At 32.6% G+C, this 14,008-nt stretch carries 9 protein-coding genes; 4 read left to right on the top strand and 5 right to left on the bottom strand.

Translation table 11 applies throughout. From position 1 onward, the window contains the following. Positions 1-205: 205 nt before the first annotated feature. Positions 206-5,290 (bottom strand): beta strand repeat-containing protein, encoded by a 5,085-nt coding sequence (locus LOS89_RS10065; RefSeq protein ID WP_309508545.1) that lies wholly within the window; start codon positions 5,288-5,290, stop codon positions 206-208. After that, complete coding sequence (locus LOS89_RS10060; RefSeq protein ID WP_231835130.1) at positions 5,287-5,493, bottom strand: hypothetical protein; 207 nt, start codon at positions 5,491-5,493, stop codon at positions 5,287-5,289. Before LOS89_RS10060 ends, LOS89_RS10065 begins: the two co-directional genes overlap by 4 nt. An 848-nt stretch (positions 5,494-6,341) precedes the next feature. On the opposite strand from LOS89_RS10060, the gene LOS89_RS10055 reads away from it, so the two are divergent. The 4 genes from LOS89_RS10055 to hemL all read left to right on the top strand — a co-directional run bounded on the left by LOS89_RS10055 (position 6,342) and on the right by hemL (position 11,480). After that, positions 6,342-8,177, top strand: a complete 1,836-nt coding sequence (locus tag LOS89_RS10055) for a DUF8693 domain-containing protein (RefSeq protein WP_231835129.1) — start codon at positions 6,342-6,344, stop codon at positions 8,175-8,177. Between the two features lie 240 nt (positions 8,178-8,417). Further along, entirely contained in the window at positions 8,418-9,329 is a 912-nt protein-coding gene (locus tag LOS89_RS10050; protein ID WP_231835128.1) for a 1-aminocyclopropane-1-carboxylate deaminase/D-cysteine desulfhydrase, read from the top strand. Beyond that, positions 9,316-10,194: a glucosaminidase domain-containing protein gene (locus LOS89_RS10045; RefSeq protein WP_231835127.1), complete on the top strand. Its 879-nt coding sequence runs from the start codon at positions 9,316-9,318 to the stop codon at positions 10,192-10,194. The genes LOS89_RS10050 and LOS89_RS10045 overlap by 14 nt, the downstream gene beginning before the upstream one ends. After that, the gene (hemL, locus tag LOS89_RS10040; RefSeq protein ID WP_231835126.1) at positions 10,194-11,480 is read left to right on the top strand and encodes a glutamate-1-semialdehyde 2,1-aminomutase; all 1,287 of its coding nucleotides are present in this window, start codon (positions 10,194-10,196) and stop codon (positions 11,478-11,480) included. The genes LOS89_RS10045 and hemL overlap by 1 nt, the downstream gene beginning before the upstream one ends. 32 nt (positions 11,481-11,512) lie before the next feature. Here the strand turns inward: hemL and LOS89_RS10035 are convergent, their stop codons facing one another. The 3 genes from LOS89_RS10035 to LOS89_RS10025 all read right to left on the bottom strand — a co-directional run bounded on the left by LOS89_RS10035 (position 11,513) and on the right by LOS89_RS10025 (position 13,980). Continuing rightward, positions 11,513-11,878, bottom strand: coding sequence for a hypothetical protein (locus LOS89_RS10035; protein WP_231835125.1), 366 nt, complete (start codon positions 11,876-11,878; stop codon positions 11,513-11,515). A gap of 78 nt (positions 11,879-11,956) precedes the next feature. After that, a complete protein-coding gene (locus tag LOS89_RS10030) occupies positions 11,957-12,376 on the bottom strand; it encodes a DUF4890 domain-containing protein (protein WP_231835124.1) in 420 nt (139 codons plus the stop codon). 68 nt (positions 12,377-12,444) lie between these two features. Then, positions 12,445-13,980 (bottom strand): hypothetical protein, encoded by a 1,536-nt coding sequence (locus LOS89_RS10025; RefSeq protein WP_231835123.1) that lies wholly within the window; start codon positions 13,978-13,980, stop codon positions 12,445-12,447. Positions 13,981-14,008 lie beyond the last annotated feature (28 nt).

The raw sequence follows: 14,008 nt of genomic DNA, 5'->3' as shown, positions 1-14,008 counted from the left end.
TCCAACAAATTTAATTTTTTTTGTGAACTATACAAGTTTATAATGAAACATTTGTTAAAAAAAAGACAATTTGTTGATAACTTTTGTGTTTTATGTCCTTAAAAAAACACATCTTATTTTTTTTAGGTTAACTACTTGAGTTTTTAATAAATAATAAAGGGCAAACAGATGTTTGCCCTTTATACATTTAAAATCTAACTTTAGTTTAGAATATCACTTTATAGGTTTTAGTTGCACCATTTTCTAAAGTCACTTCTACTAATAGAGGACTTTGTGTTTTAGCAATGTTTTTAGAAGAGAATGAATCACTATTTACATTATTAAATATTCCTAAAACTCGACCAAGTAAATCGTGTACGCGTACCGATTTAATAACTTGGTTTGGAGCACTAATATTAATGCTTTCATTAGTATAAACGGTTACATTATTTCCAATAAAGTCTTCATTACCTAACGTTTCATTGTTGAACTTCAATACAAAACGATTTTCAAATCTACCAGTAGTAGCAGTAAAGCTATACGGAGCTACTCTTAAATCGTGAGTAATGCCTAAATTTCTATCTTCAAGATATATTCCTTGTGAAGCAGAATCAAATAATCCATCAACTGTTGAAATTCCTAAAGTATGTATTCCATTTTGAGCAATTGAGATACCTAATGGAATTTGATCTGTATCGTTAAATGGTAATGACTTTCCTTGAATATTTAATTTGTCTGTATTAGAGAACGAATATAATTCAAAGTTTGTTTTAACATCTAAAGCAGGTGCATCATACATTCTGTCTAAGTCATTAGTTGCTCCTGAAACATATCCTACTAAAGTAGTGCTTGATGTTGCTGATGGACTAATTAAATTTAACCAAATTCTATGTTTTTCTTCATTTTCAGAGTTAGTTGTATTTGAATTTCTGAAGAAAAGGTCATTTCTGTAGTCATTTCTTCTCATGCTATTATTGAAAACTACATTCTCTGTTGTAGCAGCTGACGTATGATTCATTAATACGAAGAAACCTTGTCCTGCTGCGATATTACCATTTCCTATAGGTGGATTTGCTCCAGTCGCATTGTAAGTTACATAATCTGCAACTGTATAATTTTGTGCATAATTATTGTAGAATGGATCAGATGCAACAGCTGATGGTAAAGTTCCGTGAGTCCAAAATTTAATAAATCCAGCTAGATTAGTATTCGTTGCTAAGAATGTATTAGCACTAATTGCAGATGGATATGGGTTTCCTAATAAATTCCAATTGTCATCATCTCTAGTTGCTAATGTAGATGAAAGTCCTGTATTGTAATTTGCACCATCATATGTACCTCTACTGACAGGTATTGTAATGTTTCCATTGTTTGGTACTCCAACAAAATTTGCAGTAAAGTTTTGTAATGTTGATGTATATGTACTCGGACCTCTCAAAATATAACCTTTACCATTTACCATGCTTTCGTTTCCACCAATCCAATTTCCATGATTGTTAACGGTACTACCAAGTGTAGGTGCCCATTTGTAAATGAATCCTGTTGGTGTTAAAGGTGAAACGGCACTTGAAGCAAAATTAGCAACAGGTGATGACCAGTAAACATAATCTAATTGTCTGATGTTTACATTACGTCTCATGGTAATGTTTCCTGTATTTGCTACATTGTTAACTTGGATTAAACTAGCTGAGTTTTCAATATTGAAAGTTCCACCAGCATCGACTGTGACTGCATCAGTTACAGTTAAAGTATTATCGGCTTCAATTTGTAACTGACCATTTGGTCTAACAGTTACAATCCTAGCAAAAGCATCATTTGCACTCGTATTTATGTAAGAATCATTAGGTCCATCATAAATATAAACACAAGTATTTGAATCTGGAACGCCTATAGGTTCCCAGTTATTAGCATTATACCAATCTCCATTTGTACCACCTTTCCAAAGTTTTGTTTTATTGTTAATTGTAATAAACTCTGAAATTGGACATCCGTTACCTAGTGTAGCATTGGCTGTAAATGACCATGAAGTTGAAGCTAATTGTAATGCTGTTGGTCTTACATATACAGTTGTTACAGATTGTGCAACATAGGGTATAGTACAAGCTGGGTCAGTAAATGCTGAAACGGTTCCTCCTGTCCATGTAAATGTTGTATTTAAAGGTCTTGTTCCATATACTTGGATATCATCAATAGCCCAACCATCAGCCCATGCTGAACCACCTGCAAGATGAAATCTAAATCTTATCATTAAACTTGGTTGTCCGGCATAAGCAGACAAATCAATTACTACTTGGTCAAATTGACCTGCAAATGCTTGATTAGAAGTGTAGCTGGCTATAGTGGTTGGCCATGTAGCACCTCCGTCAATCGAAATGTCGACATCCGCAAACTGAGATGGCTCTCCTGGATAATATGAAAAATAATGTCTAAAACTTAAAAACAGATCAGAATAAGCTGATGCATCTAATACCGCAGTTCTAAGTTGTGTGTCTTTAGGATTTAATGGAAAATCTGAGTTTGCACAAACGAATCTATTTCCGATAGATTTTGATGTAATTGCAGGTTTCCAAACAGCTCCATTAGGAACATAGGGACTTGTTCTGTTTGTCCATTGTGTGTCAGCATTTGCTGAGATGTTAACTCTGTTTAATACTCCAAAACCGCCGCCTTCAAAATTTTCGTTGACTAAGTAATCAATTACAAAGTCACCTCCTGCATCAATTTGAACTACATTGTTTTCTCCACAAACTTCAGGAACTGAGGGAGTAACTACAATATTTGCTGTTGGATTTACAGTTGCAACAATTTCTTGACGATACCATGATTCACAAGTGCCATTGAATGCAGTTACATAATATTTAGTAGTAGCAGTTAAGAATGGTGTTGTCCAATTAGTGATTCCAGGAACAGCTGCTTGAGAACCAATTAATGTTCCTCCATATAAAGAATCGTAAAATCTATATTGGGTTACACCAGGTGAGCCTTCAACACCTAAAACAACTGTGCCATTATCACATCTTTCTCCATCATGTAGAGTTGTAGGTTTAGCTAAGCAATCAGCAACAACAACTAATCTGTAATCTTCTGTTTCACCTGTTGTTAAGTTGCCACATGGTCCAAATGTTTGTGATGTTTCAAATGATCTGATTCGAATTCTGTAATTTCCTGGTAAAGTCGCAATAGGTACAACAAATCCACCAGATCCAGCTATGGTTTGAACTCCTCCTGTTGTGTAAACAAGTTCTGGTGCAGCATCTGTAAATGTTCCGTCGTTATTCCAGTCTACCCAAATTTTAACAAATTGTCTTGATGTTCTCAAGAAATAATCTAGTGTAACTCCACCTCCTGGTATTTGTGTAACAGGTGGTGCTGCAGTAAAATCTGAATAACCTGAAGCAGCTCTTCCAGTGTTTCTATTGTTGATATCAGTTATATAACCAACAGTCCAAACTCCATCAATCCATCTAGTACTAACATTTGAAGTTGGTACACAATAAGGAGTTGTTCCTGTAGTTGTTGAGCTACCAGAAAGTGTTCCAAGATATATTGGCCCTCCAATACATAAACTACTATATGAGTAGATATAAAAATAATATGTTGTGAAATTGCTTAGTCCTGTGGCTGAAAAAGTATTATTACTTGTGTTTGAAATTACTGTGTATCCAGCACCTACAGTACTTCCTACTGCATATGAGGTTCCATTAACTGGACTAGGAGGAGTAGCACTCGTGCTAATTATAACCAAGTAATTATCAGGTTGAGGTATAGCATGATTAAATGTTCCTGAAATGACAGTTCCATAAGGTATAAATGATAAACTAGTAGGCAGTGCAGTAGGAGCAACACATGGAATATTACAAGTTCCAGAATAACTAACATTTAATTCAAAACCTGTATTTACGTTGCTTACATCCGATTGGAATTGTATGGTTACGGTTTGACCTACAAGACTTGTAAAATTAATTGTTCCTCCGACTCCTGTGTAAGAGGCTAAAAGAGTTCCTCCAATTCCAACTCCATCATATATTCTTATAAAATCAAAGTTGTTTTCTGTATTGTATGTTCCGGAAATTGTAACTTGTGCTGTTGAGTTAACATTAATTACACTCCAATCGTTTCTGCCATTAGCATAATTACCTGTGTCTGCATGATCTCTCAAAATTGTATTTGACCCACAACTTACGTTATTTACGCCTGCACCACTTACTAGAACAATGTTGTTAACTGTTAATGTTGCAGCTGTTGAATAAGCAGATGTACCACAAGCATTTGTTGCAGAAGCGTGGTATAAATAACCATCCATTGCCAATGTAGCTCCTGTTATAGTTAAGGTTGCAGTTGTTGCGCCACTGTAAATACCACCATTGGTTATCGTTGTCCAAGTAGCACCTCCATTAGTACTAACTTGCCATGTATATGAGGTTGGAGAATTATTAGCTGTCACAGTAAAGGTAGCAGTTCCTCCATTATTTGTTGTGAAATTTGATGGGTTTGTTATAATTGAAGGGGTTGTTAATACAGTTACAGTAGTACTTCCTGAACCTACACTCCAACAACCAGTTAAATCATGTCTAGCTCTTAAGTAATATGTTCCTGAAGTTGTTACATTAAAAGTTGTACCACTATTGGTAGTGTCTGTACCTAATGCTGTTGTTTGCCAATACCATGTTACACCAGCAGGAGGTGTACCAACTCTTGTTAAAGTAACACCAGGAGGGTTACATTGTGGCGAATTACTCGTTGGGTTGGATGGATTAGCAGGGGTTACGACAGTGTAGGTAATTCTTATTTCTCCTCTAGCTCCGTTACCACCAGTGTGATTAGTATTGTCAGGAATATATGCGCCGCCGCCGCCGCCGCCAGGGGTAGCCCCGTTAGCTCCATCGTTTTCTGAAGTTCTTTGAATACCTCCAGCGCCACCAAAGTTACCTCCAGTACCTCCAGCGCCACCTATTGTAGAAGTTCCATTCGATCCGTTAACACCTGCAATTCTAGTAGTTCCGATACTTGAAGCTATTGATCCAGTGCCACCAGCAACAGTGCCTCCATTTGGTGCTTCACCTCCATTACCTCCTTCAGCAAATAAGGTTGTGTTGTTTATAAACCATGAGCCTTGGCCTTTAGTGCCGGCTGATGTTGTTCCGACAGTATTTGGTGCAACAAATAAATTGTAAGTTGTACCAGGAGTAACAGTTAAAATAGAACTTACATATGTGCCTCCTGCACCACCTCCACCACCTCGGCTTGTATTTGCTGTATTTCCTCCTCCAGAGCCTCCAGCTCCCCATGCTTCAACGGTAACCGAGGTCACACCGCATAGGCTTTCCAAGTTCCTGCACCAGTTGTGGTGTAGGTATCTGTGACAACTTGCCCAAAAGCATCAGAAAATCCTAAAAGCGTAAAAAGTAATAAAAACAAACTTTTAAAGATGTTTTTCAAGGATTTTTTTTCGCAATTTAAAACTAGAGGGGTACTAGTTTTTGTTGCATTTTTCAGAAAGTAATTTTTTTTCATAAAAATAAAAAATTTTAAGTAAAACAATAGGCTTGGGGAAGCTTATGTTTAGTAAGTAGGCAAAAAAAATAACTTATTGTAAGTAAACTCTTTAGCTTTTTGTTTTTTTTCAATTTTTATTGTAACAATATCGTAAATGTAACGAATAGTTTGTTCAAAAAAAAGAATAAGTGTATCTTTTTTTAGAATAACTGTTTAATAAACAAATGTATATTTATTTTTTTAATTACAAAATTTTAATCGTTTATGTGTAGGTTTATTTAGTTGAAATTAAGTTGTTTAGTATTTGTGTGTTTTGATTTCAACAAAAAGATAATTATTTGTTTTTTAATATTGGAAAGCATGTTTAAATTAAAAAATTAGAAAAGATTTTTTTGAGGAAACACGATAGTTTTGTTTGTGAATTTCTCTTGATTTAAAAGGTTTTTCTCTTTTTTTTAAAATTTGTAAAACCAAGAAAATAGTTCTTTCGTAAATGAAATAAATGCGTTTTTTAGAAAATGAAAAGGTAATTTAAGAATAGATAAGAGTTTGTTTTTATTGCCTAACAAGTTGATATTGTTGCTTAAAATCGGCATTAAAATTGATTAAATTTCACAAAATAACTGTTAAATATAGAATTTTAAACAATTTTTTTTAATTCGATTTTTAAGAATTTTGCTCTAGTTTTATTGCTTTTTGTTAAATTGTTTTTCTTAAAATTTTAAGTTAAAAACTGTTTTTTTTGGTTTTTAATTGCGATTAATTTAGATGAAATGCATTTTTTATCGTTCAAAAGATGTTTTTTTTAACAAATAATAAATACATAATATGTATATTTGTCAAGTAATATATTAAAATCCAGGATTATGAAAAAAATTATACTTTCCACTTTAACCTTTTTGGGTTCGTTAACCGCATTTTCTCAAATGTATGTGAGTCCTAATAGTTACGTATTTGTTAATGATCAGTTCATGTACGTAAGACAAGATGTGAATTTACAGAATAACGGAAATTTCTTTCTTAGAAATAATTCACAGTTATTACAAGGTTCCACTGGTGCTGGGGCAAACACTGGAGCAGGTAAACTTTCAGTTTTTCAGGAAGGTACCGTAAATAATTTTCAATATAATTATTGGTGTTCGCCTGTTGGTAATGCTTCGGCGGCAGTCGGAAATGAAGCTTTCGGAATTACTATGTTAAACCGTCCAACGGGATTGACAACTAGTGATCCTGCAACTATTTTAGCAACAAACAATTATAATGGTACTGCCAATCCTTTGGCAATTGCGCCTTATTGGATTTGGAAATTCATAACGTCTAATGCTTATGCGCAATGGGCTTATGTGGGAGCTGCTACAGCAATCAACGCAGGTGAAGGGTTTACCATGAAAGGGACTTCAGGTACAGATGCTACAATTGCAGATGCAACTGAGAATGTTCAGAACAATACAGGAAGTAGACAACGTTACGATTTTAGAGGAAAACCAAATGACGGTACGATTTCGGTTCCTGTTTCTAATGGTAATTTTACGTTAGTTGGGAATCCGTATCCAAGTGCAATTGATTTAGATGCTTATTTGTTACATCCAGCTAATGCGGCTGTAATTAATGGTCAAGCTTATTTTTGGGAGCAAGTAACGGTTAATACTCATATTTTAAATCAATACCAAGGAGGGTATGGAATTTATAATCCTGGAACTGGGATTTATACTCCTGCAGCTTTTTGGACGTACGATGGTGCTGGAAATCAAGGGGTTCCTGCGGGAGTTGGTACCGTTTTTCAAAGAAAATTTAGTCCAGTAGGACAAGGTTTTATGGTAATGGGTACTGCTGCGGGTAGTGTGACTATGCAAAATGCATTTCGTGTTTTTGTAAAAGAAGGAGTGGCTACTCAGTCGCAATTTGCAAGAACTGGTGAGGTTTCTTCAACTGATGTATATGACACAAGTTCTGAATTTTTTCCTGAAATTCCTAACGTAGCAGGAACAGATTATACTCAAATTAGAAAAGGTACAGCTCCTTATATTAGAATTCATGCCATGTATAATAATGGTGGTGTTCGCCCAACAACTATTGCGTTTTTAGACACTGCTACAGACGGTTTTGATTATGGTGCTGATGGACGCTCTCCTTCAGGTGAAGCTGCAGAATTTTACTATGTATTAACCGATATGCCGCATGAATATGTTGCAACAGCAGTTCAATTTGATATTGATAAAAGAATTCCTGTAGGTTTCAGATGTACTGCTGATACTAACTTTAAAGTTCAAGTTAAAGATGTGGTTAATTTTGACAATAACCAAGAGGTGTACATTCATGACAAACAATCTGATATCTATTACGATATTAAAAATGGTGTTTTTGATATGACAATGCCAGCTGGTGATAATAGAACTCGTTTTGAAGTTACATTTAAAAATTCAACTTTATCAACTCCAATTGAGGAAATTGAAACTATGTTTGTTGTTGCACAAAACAATGACAACGAAATGTTAACTTTATACAATACGCAATTAAAAGATATTTCTTCTTTAGAAGTTTATGATGTAACTGGTAAGCTTATTTTGAAAAAAGCGAATTTAGGGACTAATCCAGAATATGATTTTTCAACAGCAAGTTATAGTACTGGGGTTTATGTTGTAAAAGTGGCTACTAAAGACAATTTAAGCGTTTCTAAGAAAGTATCTGTTTATAACAAATAATTAAGTTGATGAAATTAGCGTCAGTTCGAGTGTTTTTTGTGTAATATAATGGAGCAAAAAAAGTATCGAGAACTATTTATAAATATAAATTTTCTTATTCTCGATACAAATTTTATCAAATACGGTTTAACTTTTCTAAAAATTCACTCGAATTGATGAAAATTTATTTAACATAATTAATCACACTAAAAGGGTAACTTATAGTATATTTGAAAGCAGCTTATACAAGCTGCTTTTTTTATGGATTTAATCAATCAAAAAATACTACTTAATTTACCTGATGGAATAGAGCTCTTTATAAAAAGAGAAGATAAATTGCATCCTATAGTCTCTGGAAATAAATTCAGAAAACTCAAATACAACATTCAGGAAGCAAAAAAGTTAGGACATACAACATTGTTAACTTTTGGTGGCGCTTTTTCTAATCATATTTTAGCGGTGGCAGGAGCTGGTGCAGAATTTGGTTTTAAGACTATAGGTGTTATAAGGGGAGAAGAGTTGGCTTCTAAAGTAAATCAAAACCCTACTTTGTTCAAAGCGAAAGAATTGGGAATGGATTTTTACTTTGTAAGTAGGTCTGTTTATCAAGAAAAAGAAAGTGAATCTTTTGTAATAGAGTTGAAAGATAGGTTTGGTGATTTTTATCTAATTCCCGAAGGTGGAACAAATAAGTTTGCAATTAAAGGATGCGAAGAAATTTTAACAGAAGAAGATAAACAAGTCTTTTCGCATGTTGTTTGTGCTGTTGGAACTGGAGGTACATTTTCGGGATTAATCAATTCTTCAAATGAAAAACAGCAATTAATTGGATTTTCTTCATTAAAAGGAGCATTTTTATCTGATGTAATTCGTAATTTTGCTGAGAAAACCAATTGGGAAATAAATGATGATTATCATTTTGGAGGATATGGTAAAGTTACAGATGAATTCATTCATTTTTTAAATTCCTTTTATAATCAAACAAATATTCCTTTAGATCCAGTTTATACAGGGAAAATGGTTTTTGGAATTTTGGAAATGATTAAAAATGGATATTTTGCTCCAAAATCAAAAATACTAATGATTCATACTGGAGGTTTACAAGGAATAAAAGGTATGAATTTTGCATTGCAAAAAAAGAATAAAGAAATAATACAATATGATAAAGACTAAATTTGCCCTTTTTATATTCGCGCTTTTAGTGGTAAGTTGTAACAGTACTAAACCAGTTGTAAGAACTACATCTAAGCCTAAAGTAGTTTCAAAAAAGCAACCCGTTACTCAAACAAAAACTAATCCTACAACTACAAAACCAAATACCAATACCAATACATCAACTCCTACTACTACAAAAACGAATTCAGAAGTAAATTTAGAAGCAACTTCTAATGTAAAAACGTATGCTGAAGAAATTCAATCGTATGTAAGCAATTTTAAAGATATTGCTATGAATAATATGAGGGTTCATGGTATTCCAGCTAGTATTACTTTAGCGCAAGGTATTTTAGAATCAGGTGCAGGAAAAGGGAAATTAGCAATGAGTGCTAATAATCATTTTGGTATTAAATGTCATACCGGTTGGACAGGAGAAAGTGTTAAACATGATGATGATGCAGCACAAGAATGTTTTAGAAAATACGAACATCCTTCAGAATCGTATCGAGACCATTCTTTGTTTTTAACTTCACGACCAAGATATTCTAGTTTATTCAAATTAGATAAAGGTGATTATGAGTCTTGGGCAAAAGGATTAAAAGCGGCGGGTTATGCAACTGATGTTAAGTATCCAGATAAATTAATTGGTTTGATTGAACGTTTTGAGTTATTCAAATACGATACTGAAGTTTTAGGAAATCAACCTAAACCTGTTAAAAAAGAAGTTGTAGTGGCTCAAGGTGGCGATTTTTATACTATTCAACAAGGAGATACTTTGTATTCGTTGTCTAAAAGATTCAATTTGTCTGTTGATGCAATAAAAAAATTAAATAATATGTCTGATAATACCATTTCTATTGGACAACAAATCAAGTTAAAATAATGTTGTATAAAAGAAGTAGCGAACTATTTGTTGAAGCTAATAAAGTGATTCCTGGTGGTGTAAATTCGCCGGTAAGAGCATTTAAAGGAGTTGGTGGAACTCCAATTTTTGTGAAAGAAGCTAAAGGTGCTTATTTGTATGATGAAGATGGAAATCGACTAATCGATTATATTAATTCTTGGGGACCTATGATTTTAGGACATGCTTATGAGCCTGTTGTAAATGCGGTTGTTGAGAAAGCAAAAAAGGGAACTTCTTTTGGAATGCCAACGGAATTAGAAACTAAAATTGCAGAATTAGCAGTTGCAATGGTTCCGAGTATTGATAAAATTCGTTTTGTTAATTCGGGTACAGAAGCTTGTATGAGCGCTATTCGTTTGGCAAGAGGTTACACAAAAAGAGATAAGATAATTAAATTTTCGGGTTGTTATCATGGCCATTCCGATTCTTTTTTAATTGCAGCTGGAAGTGGTTTAAGTACGTTTGGAGTACCAAATAGTCCTGGGGTTACTGAAGGTACTGCCAAAGATACATTGTTAGCTTCTTATAACGATATTGAAAATGTAAAAGCATTATTTGAAGCGAACAAAAATGAGATTGCAGCTGTAATTATTGAACCTGTAGCAGGAAACATGGGTTGTATACCTCCGTTAAAAGGTTTTTTAGAAGATTTAAGAGCAGTTTGTACTCAAAATGACACTTTGCTTATTTTTGATGAAGTAATGACTGGTTTTCGATTAGCTAAAGGTGGTGCACAAGAGTTATTTGGGATAAAAGCTGATATTGCTTGTTTCGGAAAAGTTATTGGTGGTGGATTACCAGTAGGTGCTTTTGCTGCTAGAGAAGAAATTATGAATTTTTTAGCGCCTTTAGGACCAGTTTATCAAGCAGGAACTTTGTCTGGAAATCCTTTAGCAATGGCAGCTGGATATGAGATGTTGAAATCGTTAAATTCTGATAATGAAATTTTCACTCGTTTGGATGAAAAAACAGCTTATTTGGAAAATGGCATCAGAAGAGTTTTAACAGAAGAAAATATTGATTTTACAATTAATAGAGTAGGGTCAATGATTTCTGTTCATTTTGATAAAAACGCTGTTTACGATTTTTCAACTGCTAAAAATGGAGATAATGAAACCTTTAAAAAGTTCTTTCACGGTTTGTTGAAAAGAGGAGTTTACATTGCTCCATCGGCTTATGAAACTTGGTTTATAACCGATGCTTTAACTTATGAAGATTTAAATTTTACTATTGCAGCAATTAAAGAAACTGCAAAAGAATTATAATAAAAAAGTCCCGATTTAATCGGGACTTTTTTTTAATGTGTTAATTGATGAAGTAATTTAGGTTGACTTGCAAGTTTTTCCATCTGACTTGTTGTCAAAGAAGCTCTAAGTTTTGCCTCAATTATAGTGCTAATCTTTTCTTTATCACTCGTTTCTTTAACTTTACTCATTTCTTCATGTTTGTAAAGAAATAAGCCATAAAAATCTTTATTTTTTTGTTGATCTAATTGTAACAATTGGTTTAAGTCTTTAGCATCTTTTTTAGCTAATTCGTTAAAATCAACTTTTTGTTCTGTTAATTGTAGCTTTTCTTGAGTGTTTTTAGCTTTAATTTCTTGAGCATTAACTGTTGAAGAAAAACCAACAAACAGAACAAAAGCAGTGATTATTTTTTTCATAATTGTAAAATTTGATATTGGTATGCCAAAACTAGATTAAATTTAGAAGAAAAGCAAAAAATATGCAATTTTTAATAATTACTCTTGTTTGTTTAATACTTTTCTTTTTGATTTAGCAATTTTTTCTCTGCGTTCATCTTGTTTAGTTTCCCATTTTTTCATTTGTTCAGGAGAAAGTACTTTTTTCATTTTAGCTTTCATTTCTATTTGATTGTCTAAAACTTCAATTTCTTTTTTATAACGCTCATCAGAAGAAGCTTTTTCGCCACTTTCTTTTTTAGCTTTCATTTCAGCTCTAAGTGCTTGTTTTTTCTTTGCTTGTTCTAAAAATATCGTTTTTACTTCTTTTTGCTGATTTGAATTTAAATCTAAATCAAGAGTCATTTTTTTTGTTTGAAGCTCTGCTTGTTGCTCAGGAGTCATTTCTTGAGTTTTTTTGTTTTGAGCAAATGTTAAGCTACTTAATGTAAGTGCTATAACTAAAATTAGTTTTTTCATAATTTATATTTTATTGTTTTCTTGTAGTAAGACTTTGTAAATGTAAAAAAGTTTAATTGAATATCATTTTAAAATGATAAATATCCAAATCTTGAACTATTCCCACATTTAGATCTTACAATAAAAGTGTTGTCATCAACTGCTAAGGCAAAAGATAAGTCTAGTTCATAACAAAAATTATAGGTTCTTCCAACTCCTGAGTTTTGAATGTCTTTTGTGTTTATAATTGTACCATCTTGATTAATAGTACTCATTACAGCAAATCTACTATCTTTTACAAAGTATTTTGTATTTGGATTAATATCTCTCGAATCATTATAAATTAAGTACAACTTGTTGTCTTTGAAGAAAGGAAGATATTTAAGAAAGTCACCATTGTCATTTAATGATTTTGGTTCTTCGTTTTTAATTCTTGTCATCCAATTTAATTTACCATTTTTTGGGTCAATATTTGCAACGGTAAATCCTGTAGAGATATAAGAATATTCGTAATTGTAATTTAACGGTTTTGCTGGGTCGGAAGAAGGTAGTCTTTTGGTCCCTTTGTATAATTCATTGAATAAAACCCAAAGCTTACCGTTTTCTAGTTTAATATCTTGAAAATTTAAATTGTTTTGTCTCTCTGTTTTAATTTTTTCATTTACAACTAATTGACCGTTTTTGTCAAAACTCATAAATAATAAAGTTACAACTGGATTTCCTTCTGGTAAAGCGCCACCTAAATCAACAATAACTTTGCTTTTACCATCACTTACTGTTCCTATAAAATAGGATTCTCCATTTCCTTCTTTCCATTTAAATTGTCCAATAGGATAATCTAATTCTTGTTTTAAATTATGTTCATTTACATTTGAAGTTGAGGAATTCCAAAAGAATAACGATTTAAAAGGTTTCATTTTTGGAAGGTCAATTTCTCTAATTATAGCTAAGTTTCCATCATTTGTAACATGGACATCTATTTTGAAAGATTGCTTTGTTGTAAAATTGAAAGTATAATCTAAACTCTTAATAATTTTATAATTAGCATCTAAAATCATTAAGGTTACATTTTCATTCAGTTTTTTATCGCCTAAAGGCCTTGAAACTACACCATAAAACTCTTTATTCTCTGATTGTGCGACAAAATAATCACCAATATTGAACATGTTTTTTGCACTCATCTTTGAGATGAAATTGGTTTCGTATTTTGTTCCTGTATCAAAATTTATTCTTTGAGAAGAAAGTTCATATTCCTTTGTCTTGTTGTTGTATTCAGTTAGAAAATAAACATAGTCTTTGTTTTTAAGTGGAAATAAATAAGAAACGGTTTGCATGTTTTTTCCCATTGCGGGTTGTTCAACACCAACAGAAAAATCAGTTTCATCTTTTTCAAATTCATCACGAGTATCGTAAATATCAACAAAAACATCTTTGTTAAAAATTTCTTCGTTGTATTTTGATTTTACAAAGAATACACGCTTACCATCAAAGTGATGATTTATGTCAAAATTTAATTCATTTTGAATAGGAGTATTTACTTCGTTCCATTTAAAAGTTGGGTTTTGAGCTCCAATTAAATTTACAATAAAGCAGAAGCAAATAATAGAGATGTGTTTTGAATTCATTTTTAAAGTTTTTTATAAAAGTAAAAAA

It is taken from the genome of Flavobacterium channae, from assembly GCF_021172165.1.
GTDB lineage: Bacteria > Bacteroidota > Bacteroidia > Flavobacteriales > Flavobacteriaceae > Flavobacterium > Flavobacterium channae.
The sequence above is the reverse complement of the archived record's forward strand: the minus strand, read 5'-3'. Positions and strand labels throughout refer to the sequence as shown.

Coding starts and splice junctions, on each gene's coding strand:
- LOS89_RS10030 (WP_231835124.1), bottom strand. CDS start 12,376: ATGAAAAAACTAATTTTAGTTATAGCACTTACATTAAGTAGCTTAACA.
- LOS89_RS10045 (WP_231835127.1), top strand. CDS start 9,316: ATGATAAAGACTAAATTTGCCCTTTTTATATTCGCGCTTTTAGTGGTA.
- LOS89_RS10050 (WP_231835128.1), top strand. CDS start 8,418: ATGGATTTAATCAATCAAAAAATACTACTTAATTTACCTGATGGAATA.
- LOS89_RS10060 (WP_231835130.1), bottom strand. CDS start 5,493: ATGAAAAAAAATTACTTTCTGAAAAATGCAACAAAAACTAGTACCCCT.
- LOS89_RS10035 (WP_231835125.1), bottom strand. CDS start 11,878: ATGAAAAAAATAATCACTGCTTTTGTTCTGTTTGTTGGTTTTTCTTCA.
- LOS89_RS10025 (WP_231835123.1), bottom strand. CDS start 13,980: ATGAATTCAAAACACATCTCTATTATTTGCTTCTGCTTTATTGTAAAT.
- LOS89_RS10055 (WP_231835129.1), top strand. CDS start 6,342: ATGAAAAAAATTATACTTTCCACTTTAACCTTTTTGGGTTCGTTAACC.
- hemL (WP_231835126.1), top strand. CDS start 10,194: ATGTTGTATAAAAGAAGTAGCGAACTATTTGTTGAAGCTAATAAAGTG.